This window comes from Leclercia barmai (genome assembly GCF_049312895.1).
GTDB lineage: Bacteria > Pseudomonadota > Gammaproteobacteria > Enterobacterales > Enterobacteriaceae > Enterobacter > Enterobacter barmai.
The window spans coordinates 162,639-177,539 of record NZ_JBMNWZ010000005.1 but is presented as its reverse complement, the minus strand read 5'-3'; the positions used below and the strand labels follow the sequence as shown (position 1 = coordinate 177,539).

At 55.9% G+C, this 14,901-nt stretch carries 16 protein-coding genes; 3 read left to right on the top strand and 13 right to left on the bottom strand.

Annotation, left to right across the window (positions count from 1 at the left end):
* Window positions 1-6 precede the first annotated feature (6 nt).
* The 9 genes from ACOYA6_RS18320 to ACOYA6_RS18280 form a co-directional block, all read right to left on the bottom strand.
* Window positions 7-399, bottom strand: a complete 393-nt coding sequence (locus tag ACOYA6_RS18320) for a DoxX family protein (protein WP_039031691.1) — start codon at window positions 397-399, stop codon at window positions 7-9.
* Window positions 400-620: 221 nt separating this feature from the next.
* Window positions 621-935, bottom strand: a complete 315-nt coding sequence (locus tag ACOYA6_RS18315; protein WP_039031692.1) for a YqjK-like family protein — start codon at window positions 933-935, stop codon at window positions 621-623.
* Complete coding sequence (locus ACOYA6_RS18310; protein WP_039031693.1) at window positions 932-1,330, bottom strand: phage holin family protein; 399 nt, start codon at window positions 1,328-1,330, stop codon at window positions 932-934. The genes ACOYA6_RS18315 and ACOYA6_RS18310 overlap by 4 nt, the downstream gene beginning before the upstream one ends.
* Window positions 1,331-1,332: 2 nt before the next feature.
* A complete protein-coding gene (locus tag ACOYA6_RS18305) occupies window positions 1,333-1,638 on the bottom strand; it encodes an ElaB/YgaM/YqjD family protein (protein ID WP_039031694.1) in 306 nt (101 codons plus the stop codon).
* 29 nt (window positions 1,639-1,667) lie between these two features.
* The gene (locus ACOYA6_RS18300; protein WP_223074567.1) at window positions 1,668-2,036 is read right to left on the bottom strand and encodes a DUF1090 domain-containing protein; all 369 of its coding nucleotides are present in this window, start codon (window positions 2,034-2,036) and stop codon (window positions 1,668-1,670) included.
* Window positions 2,037-2,190: 154 nt separating this feature from the next.
* Window positions 2,191-2,595, bottom strand: coding sequence for an EnvZ/OmpR regulon moderator MzrA (gene mzrA / locus ACOYA6_RS18295; protein ID WP_422655175.1), 405 nt, complete (start codon window positions 2,593-2,595; stop codon window positions 2,191-2,193).
* Window positions 2,579-3,241, bottom strand: coding sequence for a DedA family general envelope maintenance protein YqjA (gene yqjA / locus ACOYA6_RS18290; protein WP_039031697.1), 663 nt, complete (start codon window positions 3,239-3,241; stop codon window positions 2,579-2,581). Before yqjA ends, mzrA begins: the two co-directional genes overlap by 17 nt.
* A 351-nt stretch (window positions 3,242-3,592) precedes the next feature.
* Window positions 3,593-4,369 (bottom strand): transcriptional regulator ExuR, encoded by a 777-nt coding sequence (gene exuR, locus ACOYA6_RS18285; RefSeq protein ID WP_138370285.1) that lies wholly within the window; start codon window positions 4,367-4,369, stop codon window positions 3,593-3,595.
* A gap of 121 nt (window positions 4,370-4,490) precedes the next feature.
* Entirely contained in the window at window positions 4,491-5,789 is a 1,299-nt protein-coding gene (locus ACOYA6_RS18280) for an MFS transporter (protein ID WP_422655174.1), read from the bottom strand.
* 468 nt (window positions 5,790-6,257) lie between these two features.
* On the opposite strand from ACOYA6_RS18280, the gene uxaC reads away from it, so the two are divergent.
* The gene (gene uxaC, locus ACOYA6_RS18275) at window positions 6,258-7,670 is read left to right on the top strand and encodes a glucuronate isomerase (protein WP_139563682.1); all 1,413 of its coding nucleotides are present in this window, start codon (window positions 6,258-6,260) and stop codon (window positions 7,668-7,670) included.
* A 17-nt stretch (window positions 7,671-7,687) separates the two neighbouring features.
* Window positions 7,688-9,175: a UxaA family hydrolase gene (locus ACOYA6_RS18270; RefSeq protein WP_039031701.1), complete on the top strand. Its 1,488-nt coding sequence runs from the start codon at window positions 7,688-7,690 to the stop codon at window positions 9,173-9,175.
* Window positions 9,176-9,313: 138 nt separating this feature from the next.
* Here ACOYA6_RS18270 and sstT read toward each other — a convergent pair whose 3' ends face one another.
* From sstT to ACOYA6_RS18250, 4 genes are all read right to left on the bottom strand, one after another.
* The gene (sstT, locus tag ACOYA6_RS18265; RefSeq protein ID WP_422655173.1) at window positions 9,314-10,555 is read right to left on the bottom strand and encodes a serine/threonine transporter SstT; all 1,242 of its coding nucleotides are present in this window, start codon (window positions 10,553-10,555) and stop codon (window positions 9,314-9,316) included.
* Window positions 10,556-10,839: 284 nt separating this feature from the next.
* On the bottom strand, window positions 10,840-11,808 hold the full coding sequence (locus ACOYA6_RS18260; RefSeq protein ID WP_223074570.1) for a TerC family protein: 969 nt from the start codon (window positions 11,806-11,808) through the stop codon (window positions 10,840-10,842).
* A 273-nt stretch (window positions 11,809-12,081) separates the two neighbouring features.
* Window positions 12,082-13,080 (bottom strand): Gfo/Idh/MocA family protein, encoded by a 999-nt coding sequence (locus ACOYA6_RS18255; protein ID WP_138370283.1) that lies wholly within the window; start codon window positions 13,078-13,080, stop codon window positions 12,082-12,084.
* 69 nt (window positions 13,081-13,149) lie between these two features.
* Entirely contained in the window at window positions 13,150-13,653 is a 504-nt protein-coding gene (locus ACOYA6_RS18250) for a YgjP-like metallopeptidase domain-containing protein (protein ID WP_138370282.1), read from the bottom strand.
* Between the two features lie 85 nt (window positions 13,654-13,738).
* Here ACOYA6_RS18250 and rlmG point away from each other — a divergent pair, with 85 nt between their 5' ends.
* Window positions 13,739-14,875: a 23S rRNA (guanine(1835)-N(2))-methyltransferase RlmG gene (gene rlmG / locus ACOYA6_RS18245; RefSeq protein ID WP_422655172.1), complete on the top strand. Its 1,137-nt coding sequence runs from the start codon at window positions 13,739-13,741 to the stop codon at window positions 14,873-14,875.
* The last annotated feature ends 26 nt before the right edge of the window (window positions 14,876-14,901 follow it).

Sequence of the window (14,901 nt, the reverse complement as noted above, 5' to 3'; positions counted from 1 at the left end):
GCGTGCTTACCACTTCTTATTCAGGACGCGGTCGATACTGAACGCACCCGGACCGGTGATAGCCAGCAGCAGGTAACCGCCCGCGATGGTCAGGTTTTTCATGAACATCAGAGAGTTCACGCCTTCCGCAAAGTTGCTGTGGAACAGGAACGCGGTCAACAGGGTGAAGCCTGCGGTGAACAGCGCGGTAGTACGAGTCAGGAAACCGAACAGGATTGCCAGACCACCACCCAGTTCAAGCAGAATGGTCAGCGGCAGCAAGAACCCTGGAACGCCCATTGCTTCCATATACTGCTGGGTACCGGCATAACCACCGATTTTGCCCCAGCCTGCAGTAATAAACAGGATTGGCATCAGAATGCGCGCTACCAGTACACCAACATCTTCTAATTTTTTCATCTTACTCTCCAGGGAACCATTTGGGCTGTGAAACCTATTTAATGTGCAAAATCGGGCGGATGCCGCGGTCTCGCTGTCGATGGAGAGAATCATAAACGGGGCGAATGCCGATTGTTAGCAAGGAAAACTGTCAATCTTTATCAAAGATATTGAGCAAGCAGAGGGGGAGGGGATAAAAATAAAGCGCCCTCAGGCGCTTTACGAGTGGAGCAGGCTAAACGTCAGTGCGTTTCGGATTTGCGAAGCTGTTGCTGGGTAAGTGTGGTTTTAACCAGCTTCCAGGCGCTCCAGATACCAAAGCCACGACGCGCCCAGCGGATCAGCCTGTTCGGATGGCGGACAGCTTTCACCGCCAGGATACTGCTCCCTACCAGCGCCCAGGCGCGCAGGTTGAGGAACATCGTCCATCCGCGATCGTAACTGTGCGTCGCTTCCAGCCAGTCACGGCTGCCGGCCGACAGATCCAGCCTTTGCTGCTGGATCTGGCTCAGCAAAAATGCTTTTTCTCGCTCACGTTCCGATCGGCTTCTGCTCACTTTTTGTCATCCTCCAGCAACGACCGATCGTTGGCCAGTTCCTTACGGGTATGATGTAACAGGGTGGAGTGGCGCACTTTGCGCATCGTCCATATTCCCCCAATCAGGGCGGCAAGCAGCAGCACCACGGTGGTGCCAATCATCACATTAAGACGATACTGCGGATCGACTGCCCAGATAATCAATACCATCAGGCTCATCAGGCCAAAAGCGGCGAAGAGCATGGTCAACCCCAACATCAGTAGCAGCTGGAAGAGGTTAGCTTTCTCTTCTTCCAGTTCAACCACTGCCAGCCGGATTCGCGTCTCAGCGATGCCGACAAGTGTGGTTAAAATCCGCTGTCCGATACCGAGGACGTTTTTTGCGGGCCCTTGTGGTTGACGTGAATCTTCCATAATTAACGTCGCGTAAGCAGCATGCCGATGACAACGCCCACCGCAGCACCAATGCCTACGCCGGCCCAAGGATTCTCACGCACGTACTCATCAGCGCGCGCGGCGGCCTCACGGGTCTGTTTTGCCAGCACGTCGCTGGTTTCACCCAGGCGATAGCGGCTCTCGTGCAGGGCCTTCTCCGCTTTATTGCGCAGTTTGCTCAGCTCTTCTTTCGACTTGTCGCTTGAGGAGCTCAGCACCTCTTCCAGGGTATCCGCCAGGGACTTCAGTTCAGCGCGTAAATGGTCTGACGTGGTATCTTTTGACATGATTCTCTCCTGTTACGATGTCCATTAGATCAGTAGTCGCGAGACTCAAGCGCTTTCAGTTCGTTCTGCGCTTCTTGCAGTTTATGCTCACGTTTGGCAACTTTATCCGCATCGCCTTTCTCTTTTGCTTCCGCCAGATCCCGACGGCGTTCAGCAATCTCCTCTTTCTGCTCGTCAATCTTGCGCTGATGATCGGCGCGCAATTTACTGTCGGAGCAGTTAGCTTTTACTTCGCTCAGAGCTTTTTTCAATCCATTGATTCTGCTCTGATTGTTATGCTTTTCAGCGTAACTGATCTCGCGTTGGATATCCTGTTCCTTCTCCTGACAAAGAGATGAAGCGAACGATGCTGTGCTCAAAGAAAAAAGGGCGAGGCCCAGGGCGATGCGGTATTTCATTGTTGAAACCTTCCATTGTTTTCGACATAACCTGCGGGAATGTCGATTTCCAGGGTCGTGCGGAGTACGAATGAGAGGTGCTCCGCGTACTTAAGCATAGTAAGTAAACGGTGATATCACCAAAGTGAGTGAAAAGATTCAGAATAGTGGAAATTTAACCTAACAGGCGCGACGTATCTCGCAGACGCGTCAGCCATGCTGCCGTCTGACTGTTGTCATCCTGCTGGGCAATGATGTAGCCATGCGGCAGGCTGCGATCGAGCACCTTCTTCGCGGCAGCGCTCTCTACGCTGGAGTCGAAGGTGATCAGCAGCACGTCGTTCTGTGGGGTAATGCTTTTGAACTGAATGCCATTGGCATCCAGATGATGCCAGATGGAGAAACCATCCGGCATGCTGACGCCCTGACTGACGGCGCGGATAGCGAGCGTCGACTCCTGCTTTTGCAGAGCAGACCAGGCCAGCAAGAGCGCGCTGAACATCACCAGCGCGATCATGGCATAAGAGAGACGACGCAGTGACGCGTTTGAACTGGCTATTACGTTAGCCCTGACTTCCATGTTTTTTCTTCCAGAGAACAACCAGCGAACCAATCAGCCCGAACACCAGCAGCACAACCGGCAGCAGCATCAGGCAGGACATCAATTGATCTTCATACTTCAGGAACACCGGCGTCTTGCCGAGCAGATACCCAAGCGTGGTGAGGATCAGCACCCACAGCAGGCCGCTCATCCAGTTAAAGAACTGGAAACGCGCGCTGCTGAGACCGGAAAGACCGGCAATCGTTGGCAAAAGGGTGCGGACAAAGGCGATAAAGCGGCCGACCAGCAGCGCAGAGAGCCCGTGCTTGTGGAACAGATGATGCGCACGCTGGTGATAGTGCGCCGGTAAATGCGACAGCCAGTTCTGCACGATGCGCGTATTGCCAAGCCATCGCCCCTGGATATAGCTCAACCAGCAGCCGAGGCTGGCCGCGATAGTCAGCAGCAGCACGGTTTGCGGAAACTGCATTGCCCCTTTTGCACAGAGCACGCCAACCAGCACCAGCAGACTATCGCCTGGCAGGAAAGCGGCCGGCAGCAGACCGTTTTCAAGAAACAGAATCATAAACAGGACAAAATAGAGCATGCCAATCATGGAAGGATTGGCCAGCGTTTCGAAATCCTGAGCCCATAAGGCATTAAGTAGTTGGGTCAAAAGTTCCATTCAGTGTTCCTGGAAATCGGTTAACGACGCACCTGTCAACCGGGTCAAACAGCACGGCGACATTTTTTATGATTTCATTATGGTCGCTCGCGGACACAGTGTGTGGCCAGAACTGTTCCCTGTTAAATGGCTAGGTAAGCAAGCACTAACTAACAAGCTAAACGGCAATTTGCATCTAATTGTAACAAACCCCAATGGGATCCGTCACAGAAATTGCGTATGTCGAAGAGTGATTTTGTCTTAACCCAGGGAGAGGACGCGAGGCTATTTACAAAGGCTGACACTATAGATGTTTACTTACCCACCGGGTGCGGAAGGCGCAGCGAAGCGCCTGCCAGAGGAAGAAGGAAACTATTTTGCGTGACTGACGGCGCTATCGAGGTGAACGACCGGATTCTCAGCAAAAAGATAGCGGTCGGCATTAAATTCGAAGTCATCACTGGTTTCATTGAACAGCATCTGTTTGGTGTTCTCGAGATGTTGCCACATTGCCAGTTTTGCCGCATGAGGGTCTTTACGAATCAGCGCTTTAAGAATTTGGTCATGATCGTCGCACCAGTTATCCACGGTACGGGAATCGATGTGATCGTGCAGTTTTTTCCAGTACGGGTTATGAACGCGCTGAGTCCACATTTTTTCCACGATTGCAGCCAGGGCGGTATTCTGCGTCGCTAAAGCCACCTGAACGTGAAACTGCAGGTCCCATTCGGAGTCGCGGAAGCATTTCTCTTTGCGCGCGTTATCCTGGATCTCCATCAACTTCATGATGTCCTGCTTGGTCACCTGGGTCGCCGCAAACTCGGCGATATTACTCTCGATAAGCTGACGAGCCTGGAGCAGCTCGAACGGGCCGTAGTTAGCAAATTCCAGATTTTCATCCGGGGCCGGGGAGTGTTTTGCCTGGCTGGAGATCACATGAATGCCGGACCCTTTACGCACCTCAACATAGCCTTCCACTTCCAGCATGATGATGGCTTCACGAACCACGGTGCGGCTGACGCTTTTTTCATCAGCAATAAAGCGCTCGGCAGGCAATTTGTCACCCACCAGATAAACGCCTTGCTCGATGCGAGTTTTCAGCTCAGCGGCAAGTTGCTGATAAAGACGACGGGGTTCGTTGATTTCCATATGCGCTCCAGGCAGGGTACGGCGAATTATTTGTTATACCACTTTTACCCATTTGTCTCCAGATTTGGCTCGCAAAAAAGCCGCCCGGAAGCGGCTTTTTGGTTGTATGGCGGCAATAAATCTAACTCTGCGTCGCCGGCCTTCCGAGGGACTCTTTCTGCAGCTCTTCAGCGGATTTGCTTTTCAGCACCGTCCAGATAAGCACCGCGCCCATCAGGTCGAAGACAGCCAGAACCGCGAACAGCGGGCTAAAGCCGATGGTGTCAGCCAGCGCACCGACGACCAGGGCAAACAGGGTGCTTGCGGTCCAGGCAGCCATCCCGGTCAGGCCGTTCGCTGTCGCCACTTCATTACGACCGAACACGTCGGAAGAGAGGGTAATCAGCGCACCGGACAGGGACTGGTGAGCAAAACCACCGACGCACAGCAGGGCAATAGCAACATACGGGCTGGTGAACAGGCCGATCATGCCCGGGCCAATCATCAGCAGGGCGCCCATGGTGACAACCATTTTACGGGAGACAATCAGGTTCACGCCAAACCAGCGCTGGAACAGCGGTGGCAGGTAGCCGCCGACGATACAGCCCAGGTCTGCGAACAGCATTGGCATCCAGGCGAACATGGCGATCTCTTTCAGGTTAAAGCCGTACACTTTAAACATGAACAGCGGGATCCAGGCGTTGAAGGTCCCCCATGCTGGCTCAGCCAGGAAACGCGGCAGGGCGATACCCCAGAACTGACGGGTGCCGAGGATCTGCAGCACGGACATTTTCTTGCCGTTATTGGTCTGGTGCTGGGATTCCTGGCCGTTAATGATGTAGTCGCGTTCTTCGTCAGAGAGCTTCTTCTGATCGCGCGGGTGTTTGTAGAAGATGAGCCAGGACATCGCCCAGGCGAAGCTCAGCACGCCGGAGAGAATAAACGCCAGCTGCCAGCTGTGCATCACGATAGCCCACACCACCAGCGGCGGAGCAATCATCGCGCCAATAGAGGAACCCACGTTGAAGTAGCCTACCGCAATGGAACGCTCTTTCGCCGGGAACCACTCGGAGGCCGCTTTCAGGCCCGCCGGGATCATCGCAGCTTCAGCTGCACCGACCGCGCCACGTGCCAGCGCCAGGCCACCCCAGCTCCCTGCCAGCGCGGTTGCGCCGCAGAAGATTGCCCAGGTGACGGCAAACACGGCGTAGCCAACTTTAGTCCCCAGGATATCCAGCACGTAGCCCGCTACCGGCTGCATGATGGTATAAGCCGCGGAATAGGCCGCGATGATATAGGAGTATTGCTGTGTGGAGATGTGCAGCTCTTCCATCAGCGTTGGCGCAGCCGCCGCTATGGTGTTACGCGTCAGGTAGCCCAGCACGGTGCCAAGCGTCACCAGTGCGATCATGTACCAACGTAACCCTTTAATTTTACGCATGTAAAACCTCATCGTTATGTTATTGCCGCACCGGAGTACGGGCATCTCTACGCATGGCGTGAGATGTTTTTAACGGGAGGGCGTAACCGGAAATACTCCCGGTACGGCCCGAACCTTGCCATAAGTAACTTGCATAATTCGGTATCCTTACCGCTGAGTCCGACGCCTGAGGCACCGGTAATGCATTCCGTCGGCTTATAATTTGCGACGGCAGAACGATAACTTGTCATACAACTTTAAAAGGTGAGTGACATCACAAAAGTGTCAATAATTGTAAGGGTAATGTCGAGGCTCTGTCAGGCCAGAGCTGGCGCGGGGTTAGGCGTTATTTAACACTTTAGATGTAGATTATTTGTCGACGTTTATTGATCTAACTCACGAAAAAATCATCGGCCTCTGGAAATTGGTGTGATAACTTTGCAGCATCTGAACATTGCTTTCTGACGTGCCCGTTAAGAGGATAACGACATGACTCCGTTTATGACTGAAGATTTCCTGTTAGATACTGAATTCGCCCGCCGCCTGTACCATGATTACGCGAAAGACCAGCCGATTTTCGACTACCACTGCCACCTTCCGCCGCAGCAGGTTGCCGAAAATTACCGTTTCAAAAACCTGTATGACATCTGGCTGAAAGGTGACCACTATAAGTGGCGCGCCATGCGCACCAACGGCGTAGCGGAACGCCTGTGTACTGGCGACGCGTCCGACCGTGAAAAATTCGACGCCTGGGCCGCGACCGTGCCGCACACCATCGGTAACCCGCTGTACCACTGGACCCACCTGGAGCTGCGCCGTCCGTTTGGCATCACCGGCAAGCTGCTCTCGCCGTCAACGGCGGATGAGATCTGGAACGAATGCAACGAGCTGCTGGCCCAGGACAAATTCTCTGCCCGCGGCATCATGAAGCAGATGAATGTGAAGATGGTCGGCACCACCGACGATCCGATTGACTCCCTGGAGCATCACGCCGTTGTCGCCAAAGACGCCTCTTTTGACGTCAAAGTGCTGCCAAGCTGGCGCCCGGATAAAGCCTTCAACATTGAGCAGGCGACCTTTGCCGACTACATGGCGAAACTGGCCGAAGTCTCCGACACCGACATCCGCCGCTTCAGCGATCTGCAGGCTGCGCTGACCAAACGTCTGGACCACTTTGCGGCTCACGGCTGTAAGGTTTCTGACCATGCGCTGGACGTAGTGCTGTTTGCCGACGCCAACGAAGGCGAGCTGGACAGCATTCTGGCGCGTCGTCTGGCGGGTGAAAGCCTGAGCGAGCACGAAGTGGCGCAGTTTAAAACTGCGGTACTGGTCTGGCTGGCGGCCGAATATGCCCGTCGCGGCTGGGTGCAGCAATACCACATCGGCGCGCTGCGCAATAACAACCTGCGTCAGTTCAAACTGCTGGGCGCCGACGTCGGTTTCGACTCCATCAACGACCGTCCGCTGGCGGAAGAGCTGTCCAAACTGCTGAGCAAACAGAACGAAGAGAACCTGCTGCCAAAAACCATTCTTTACTGCCTGAACCCGCGCGATAACGAAGTGCTGGGCACCATGATCGGCAACTTCCAGGGCGAAGGGATGCCGGGCAAGATGCAGTTCGGTTCCGGCTGGTGGTTCAACGATCAGAAAGACGGCATGGAGCGTCAGATGACACAGCTGGCGCAGCTTGGTCTGCTGAGCCGCTTTGTCGGGATGCTGACCGACAGCCGCAGCTTCCTTTCTTATACTCGCCATGAATACTTCCGCCGCATTCTGTGCCAGATGATTGGCCGCTGGGTCACCGCGGGCGAAGCGCCGGCCGATATTCAACTGCTGGGCGAAATGGTGAGAAACATCTGCTTTAACAACGCGCGCGACTACTTCGCTATTGAACTGAACTAAGGCCGTCTGAGGTTGATATGCAATACATCAAAATCCATTCGCTGGACAACGTTGCGGTCGCGCTGGCCGACCTGAGCGAAGGGCTGGACGTGACGTTTGGTAACCAGACCGTCACGCTGCGCCAGGACATGGCGCGCGGGCACAAATTTGCCCTGCAGCCCATTGCCAAAGGGGAGAACGTTGTTAAATACGGTCTGCCTATTGGCCATGCGCTGGCGGATATCGCGGCGGGTGAATTCATTCACTCCCACAATACCCGCACCAATCTGAGCGATCTGGATGAGTACAGCTATCAACCTGAGTTGCAGGCTGAGAGCAGCCAGGCGGCAGATCGTGACGTCCAGATCTACCGCCGCGCCAGCGGTGAGGTGGGGATTCGCAATGAACTGTGGATCCTGCCCACCGTCGGCTGCGTTAACGGCATCGCCCGTCAGATCCAGAGCCGTTTCCTGAAAGAGACCAATGAAGCAGAAGGCACCGACGGCGTGTTCCTCTTCAGCCACACCTACGGCTGTTCCCAGCTGGGTGACGACCACATCAACACCCGTACCATGCTGCAAAACATGGTCCGCCACCCGAACGCCGGGGCGGTGCTGGTGATCGGCCTCGGCTGTGAGAACAACCAGGTGGATGCCTTCCGTGAAACGCTGGGCGATTTCGATCCTTCCCGCGTTCACTTTATGGTGTGCCAGCATCAGGACGACGAAGTGGAAGCCGGTCTGGAACACCTGCATCAGCTGTATGAGGTGATGCGCCACGACCAGCGCGAAGCGGGCAAGCTGAGCGAGCTGAAGTTTGGTCTGGAGTGCGGCGGTTCGGACGGCCTGTCCGGCATCACCGCGAACCCGATGCTGGGCCAGTTCTCCGATTACGTCATCGGCAACGGCGGCACTACCGTGCTGACCGAAGTGCCGGAGATGTTCGGTGCCGAGCGCATTCTGATGAGCCACTGCCGCGATGAAGCGACCTTTGAAAAAACCGTCACCATGGTGAACGACTTCAAGCAGTACTTTATCGCCCACAACCAGCCGATTTACGAGAACCCATCCCCGGGCAACAAGGCGGGTGGGATCACCACGCTGGAAGAGAAATCCCTCGGCTGTACCCAGAAAGCGGGTGCCAGCCAGGTGGTGGATGTTCTGCGCTACGGCGAGCGGTTGAACACGCCGGGTCTGAACCTGTTAAGCGCGCCGGGCAACGACGCCGTCGCCACCAGCGCCCTGGCGGGTGCGGGCTGCCATATGGTGCTGTTCAGCACTGGTCGCGGTACGCCGTACGGCGGCTTTGTGCCAACGGTGAAAATCGCCACCAACAGCGAGCTGGCGGCGAAGAAAAAGCACTGGATTGATTTCGATGCCGGTCAGCTGATCCACGGCAAAGCGATGCCGCAGCTGTTAACGGAATTCGTGGATGTAATTGTGGATATCGCCAACGGCAAGCAGGCCTGCAACGAGAAAAACGACTTCCGCGAGCTGGCGATCTTTAAGAGTGGTGTGACGCTGTAAGCGGTGCGGCCTGATGCCCTCACCCTGACCCTCTCCCACGGGGAGAGGGTACAAACACTAAAAACGGCAACCTCAGGGTTGCCGTTTTGCTTTTATCCTGTAGGCCCGGTAAGGCGTAGCCGCCACCGGGCTTTTTTATTAACTGCGCAGAGCGTTTTTCGCCAGACGCGCGTCTTCAGCCTGACAGGCCGCAGCGGTAAACAGCACGTCGGTGGAGGAGTTTAGCGCGGTTTCGCAGGAGTCCTGCAGCACGCCAATGATGAAGCCCACCGCCACAACCTGCATCGCCACTTCGTTCGGGATGCCGAACATATTACAGGCCAGCGGGATCAGCAGCAGAGAACCCCCCGCCACACCCGATGCGCCACAGGCACACAGCGAGGCCACGACGCTCAGCAGCAGCGCGGTTGGCAGATCGACCGGCACACCCAGAGTATGTACGGCGGCCAGGGTCAGCACGGTGATGGTGATCGCCGCGCCCGCCATGTTCACCGTCGCACCCAGCGGGATGGAGACGGAATAGGTATCACGATCCAGGTTCAGCTTCTCGGCCAGGGCCATGTTCACCGGAATGTTCGCTGCGGAGCTGCGGGTGAAGAAGGCGTAGACGCCGCTCTCACGCAGGCAGGTCAGCACCAGCGGATAGGGGTTACGGCGGATCTGCCAGAACACCAGCAGCGGGTTGATCACCAGCGCCACCAGCAGCATACAGCCCACCAGCACCACCAGCAGCTGGGCATAGCCCCACAGGGTTTCAAACCCGGTGGTCGCCAGGGTGGAGGAGACCAGACCGAAGATACCGATCGGCGCAAAGCGAATAACCACTTTCACCATAAAGGTGACGGCGTTGGATACGTCATTCACCAGATTTTTGGTAGTGTCGTTACCGTGGCGCAGGGCAAAGCCCAGACCAACAGCCCACACCAGAATGCCGATATAGTTGGCGTTCAGCAGGGCGTCAATCGGGTTAGAGACCATGCTCATCAGCAGGCCGCGAAGCACTTCCACGATGCCCGATGGCGGAGTGATATCGCCCGCGGCAGAGGTGAGATGCAGCGTGGACGGGAACAGGAAGCTAAACACTACCGCCGTCAGCGCGGCAGAGAAGGTGCCCAGCAGATAAAGGAACAAAATCGGACGAATGTTGGTTTTTTGTCCGTGTTGGTGGTTGGCAATGGAGGCCATCACCAGCATCAGCACCAGGACCGGTGCGACGGCCTTTAACGCGCCAACGAACAGGGTGCCGAGCAGGCCGGTGGCGATAGCAGCCGGTTTAGAGACCAGAGCCAGTAAAATACCCAGCACCAGACCTACCAGTATTTGTTTAACGAGGCTGCCCTGCGCCAGGCGCGCGAGCAGACCAGGGGATTGCATGGTCATAAAAATTCCTTCAGTGAGATTGCGTTCCGTCCCGGAGATGCTCTGAGGCACTTATATTCCGGTTAGAGGTGTGTGTTTGTCAGGATGAGTATATTGAATGCGCGAAGCCTGGGAAGAGCAAAATGCTGGAATTTACGTGTTGCGTCATATTTTTTAACTGTGCGTTTACATTTTTGCTGAGTGGTTCGCTTAAACCCCTCTGCGCAAGGTAGTGCCGGGTGGCGCTACGCTTACCCGGCCTACAAAACCGTAGGCCCGGCAAGCATAGCGCCGCCGGGCGATTGTTACCCGATCTGCCGTTTCTTATCGTTCTGGTGATTCACCCAGGCGTTGATGACCAGAGTCAGAACCAGGATACCAAACACCACGCCCAGCGAGATGGCGATCGGGATATGGTAGAAATCGACAATCATCATCTTGATACCGATAAACACCAGGATCACCGACAGACCGTACTTCAGCATTGAGAAGCGCTCCGCCACGCCCGCCAGCAGGAAGTACATGGCACGCAGGCCGAGGATCGCAAACAGGTTTGAGGTCAGGACGATGAACGGGTCGGTGGTCACCGCGAAAATCGCCGGAATACTGTCGACCGCAAAGATCACGTCGCTCAGTTCCACCATGATCAGCACCAGCAGCAGCGGCGTGGCGAACAGCAGGCCGTTCTTACGTACGAAGAAGTGCTCGTTTTCGATGGTGTCGGTCATGCGCAGATGACCGCGCAGCCAGCGCACCAGCGGCTTTTCGCCAATACCGGTTTCATCTTCTTTCGCCAGCGCCATCTTCACGCCGGTAAAGAGCAGGAAGGCACCGAAGACGTACAACAGCCATTCGAACTGGGTAATCAGCCAGCTACCGGCGAAGATCATGATGGTACGCAGCACGATCGCGCCCAGCACGCCATACACCAGCACCCGACGCTGCAACGCCGCAGGCACCGCAAAATAGCTGAACAGCATCAGCCAGACGAAGACGTTATCCACCGCCAGGGCTTTTTCGATCAGATAGCCCGTCAGGAACGCCAGCGCCTGGGGATCGGCCACCGCGCGGCCTTGCGTAACGGAGAGATACCACCAGAAGGCGGCACAGAAGAGCAGGGAGAGGGTGACCCACACCAGCGACCAGGCGGCCGCCTGCTTCATGGTCATGCCATGTGCGCCGCGTCGACCCTGCAGGAAGAGGTCAATCGCCAGCATGATGACCACCACGACTGCGAATCCACCCCACAGCAGCGGAGTACCGACAGTATTCATACAATTTTCCTTCCACAAAAAAAAACGACTAACGTCAGAAGACGATAGTCGTTGCGTTTTTTGTGCATAGACCTCGCCTTCCGGCAAGGTCTCACTTACAACAAGAAAGGAATACGCTCATCGTATTCCTTTTTCGTTGCCCGGCGACCGGATGCGGTATTACACGCATCGTAATGACGATCCACCGACCAGGAAGTTACTCCCCTTTGCAGGTAACAAAATATGTCAGGTCATTGGTTTCGTCAATGACCTGCACTGATTCATTACACAGCTTTACGCGGTAACTTCTGCGTTAAGGCCGTCCGCCGGGAAAACCACCCCCGTCTGGCGACGGATTTCGGTTTGCAGCTTCGCCGTGGTACGGCTCACCGCAAGGCCCGGATGGTTAACTTCCTGGGTTTCGACCAGACGCGCGAACACCTCTGCCTCATAAAGCATAGTGTTGATATGCTGAGGCTGCGTCAGCTCCTGAGGCTTGCCGCCGCGCGGCACGAAGCTCAGCTTCTGGCACTCGGAGATCTTCTCGATAACCAGCGCGCCGTTCTCACCCTGGATTTCGCTCGGCAGCACCGAGTCACTGACTTTAGAGTGCTGCAGCGTCACGCTGAAATCGCCGTAATCCAGCACCACCAGACCGTGGGCATCGACGCCGCTCTCCAGCAGGCTGGCGGTTGCCTGAACCCGGTGCGGCTCGCCCCACAGCGCCACCGCCGAGGCCAGGCAGTAGAAACCGATATCCATAATCGAGCCGTTAGAGAACTGCGGATTAAAGGTGTTTGGGTTCTCGCCGTCCAGATAGCGCTGGTAGCGTGACGAATACTGACAGTAGTTGATGAAGGCTTTGCGGACGCGGCCCACTTTCGACAGCGATTGCTGCAGCAGCAGGAAATTCGGCAGGCTGGCGGTTTTGAACGCTTCGAACAGCACCACCTGGTTTTCCCGCGCAAGGGCAATGGCGGCTTCGACCTCATCGATATTCGAGGCCAGCGGCTTCTCGCAGATCACATGCTTTTTATGGCTGAGGAACAGCTTCGTTTGCGGGAAGTGCAGGGAGTTGGGGCTGGCAATATAAACCGCGTCAATGGCATCGCTCTGCGCCATCTCCTCCAGCGAGGTAAACAGATGTTCGACGAGGTAGTCGTTCGCAAAGGTCTGCGCCTGTTCAAGGCTGCGGGAATAGACTGCGGTAAGTTTATATTTGCCGGTCTCATGGGCGGCATCGACGAACTGACGGGTGATCCAGTTCGTCCCAATGACTGCGAAACGTATCATAAACGTTCACGAACTCCGTTAAGGGAACCTGATGCCACTGTAGCATGTCATGATGACAAATCGAGTGCGCTAATTCTCATTACTCTTTAACGATAAATGCGTCAGCCACAGCCGGGTATCAAACTCCAGCTGGTGGTACTGCGGCTCCATATGGCAGCACAGGGAGTAGAACGCTTTGTCGTGCTCTTTCTCTTTCAGGTGCGCCAGCTCATGCACCACGATCATGCGCAGGAAGGCTTCCGGCGCGTTGCGAAACACGGTTGCCACGCGGATCTCGGCCTTGGCCTTGAGCTTGCCGCCCTGCACGCGGGAGATGGCAGTGTGCAGGCCGAGCGCGTTCTTCAGGACGTGGATCTTGTTGTCGTACATCACCTTATTGATGGGCGGCGCGCTGCGTAAATACCGGTTTTTCATATCCTGCGTATACTGCCAGAGGGCTTTATCGGTGGCGAAATCGTGGGTGCCCGGATAGCGTTTTTCCAGTACCGCCCCCAGTTTTTGCTCGGCAATTAAGGTGCGGACCTGGGAAAGCAGATGCTCCGGGTAGCCCTGGAGGTAAGTCAGCTGGTTCATCAAAACCCCAAAATAATTTGAAAACGGGTATACTCACGCACCCTTTTCAGGGATAACGCCGAAATTTTACCACTCAGGAGGGCCGATGAGCCACTTAGACAACGGTTTCCGTTCACTCGACTTAAAACGTTTCCCGGAAACGGACGACGTTAACCCGCTTCAGGCGTGGGAAGCGGCGGATGAATATCTGCTGCAGCAGTTGGATGACACTGAAATCAGCGGCCCGGTTCTGATCCTGAATGATGCTTTCGGCGCATTGGGTTGCGCACTGGCCGAACACACCCCTTACAGCATCGGGGATTCATACCTGAGCGAGCTGGCGACGCGCGAGAACCTGCGTCACAACGAAATTGAAGAGTCCAGCGTCAAGTTCCTCGACAGTACCGCGGATTACCCGCAGGCGCCGGGCGTGGTGCTGATCAAAGTGCCAAAAACAATGGCCCTGCTGGAGCAGCAGCTCCGCGCGCTGCGCAAGGTGGTGACGCCAGAGACACGCATTATCGCCGGGGCCAAAGCGCGTGATATCCATACCTCCACGCTGGAACTGTTCGAGAAAGTGCTGGGGCCAACCACCACCACGCTGGCGTGGAAAAAAGCCCGTCTGATCAACTGTACCTTCACAGCACCCGAACTGGCCGACGCGCCGGAGACCCTGAGCTGGAAGCTGGAAGGCACCGACTGGACCATCCATAACCACGCCAACGTCTTCTCCCGTACCGGGCTGGATATCGGCGCGCGCTTCTTTATCGAGCATCTGCCGGAAAATCTGGAAGGGGAGATCGTCGATCTCGGCTGTGGTAACGGGGTGATCGGTCTGACGCTGCTGGCGAAGAACCCGGAAGCCAGCGTGGTCTTCAGCGATGAGTCGCCGATGGCGGTGGCCTCCAGCCGTCTCAACGTGGAAACCAACATGCCGGAAGCGCTGGATCGCTGCGAGTTTATGATCAACAACGCGCTGTCGGGCGTTGAGCCGTTCCGCTTTAACGCGGTGCTGTGCAACCCGCCGTTCCACCAGAAACACGCCCTGACGGATAACGTCGCCTGGGAGATGTTCCACCACGCGCGCCGCTGCCTGAAAATCAACGGTGAGCTGTATATCGTGGCTAACCGTCATCTGGACTACTTCCACAAGCTGAAGAAGATCTTCGGTAACTGCACCACCGTGGCGACCAACAACAAGTTCGTGGTGTTGAAGGCGGTTAAGCTGGGTCGCCGTCGTTAAGATTGTTGTGCGGTCTGATGCCCGGT

Excerpts from the sequence above, each read along its gene's own strand:
- mzrA (WP_422655175.1), bottom strand. The coding sequence starts at position 2,595 with ATGGAAGTCAGGGCTAACGTAATAGCCAGTTCAAACGCGTCACTGCGT.
- uxaC (WP_139563682.1), top strand. The coding sequence starts at position 6,258 with ATGACTCCGTTTATGACTGAAGATTTCCTGTTAGATACTGAATTCGCC.
- ACOYA6_RS18305 (WP_039031694.1), bottom strand. The coding sequence starts at position 1,638 with ATGTCAAAAGATACCACGTCAGACCATTTACGCGCTGAACTGAAGTCC.
- ACOYA6_RS18310 (WP_039031693.1), bottom strand. The coding sequence starts at position 1,330 with ATGGAAGATTCACGTCAACCACAAGGGCCCGCAAAAAACGTCCTCGGT.
- ACOYA6_RS18260 (WP_223074570.1), bottom strand. The coding sequence starts at position 11,808 with ATGAATACTGTCGGTACTCCGCTGCTGTGGGGTGGATTCGCAGTCGTG.
- ACOYA6_RS18300 (WP_223074567.1), bottom strand. The coding sequence starts at position 2,036 with ATGAAATACCGCATCGCCCTGGGCCTCGCCCTTTTTTCTTTGAGCACA.
- ACOYA6_RS18320 (WP_039031691.1), bottom strand. The coding sequence starts at position 399 with ATGAAAAAATTAGAAGATGTTGGTGTACTGGTAGCGCGCATTCTGATG.
- rlmG (WP_422655172.1), top strand. The coding sequence starts at position 13,739 with ATGAGCCACTTAGACAACGGTTTCCGTTCACTCGACTTAAAACGTTTC.
- ACOYA6_RS18250 (WP_138370282.1), bottom strand. The coding sequence starts at position 13,653 with ATGAACCAGCTGACTTACCTCCAGGGCTACCCGGAGCATCTGCTTTCC.
- sstT (WP_422655173.1), bottom strand. The coding sequence starts at position 10,555 with ATGACCATGCAATCCCCTGGTCTGCTCGCGCGCCTGGCGCAGGGCAGC.
- exuR (WP_138370285.1), bottom strand. The coding sequence starts at position 4,369 with ATGGAAATCAACGAACCCCGTCGTCTTTATCAGCAACTTGCCGCTGAG.
- ACOYA6_RS18280 (WP_422655174.1), bottom strand. The coding sequence starts at position 5,789 with ATGCGTAAAATTAAAGGGTTACGTTGGTACATGATCGCACTGGTGACG.
- yqjA (WP_039031697.1), bottom strand. The coding sequence starts at position 3,241 with ATGGAACTTTTGACCCAACTACTTAATGCCTTATGGGCTCAGGATTTC.
- ACOYA6_RS18270 (WP_039031701.1), top strand. The coding sequence starts at position 7,688 with ATGCAATACATCAAAATCCATTCGCTGGACAACGTTGCGGTCGCGCTG.
- ACOYA6_RS18255 (WP_138370283.1), bottom strand. The coding sequence starts at position 13,080 with ATGATACGTTTCGCAGTCATTGGGACGAACTGGATCACCCGTCAGTTC.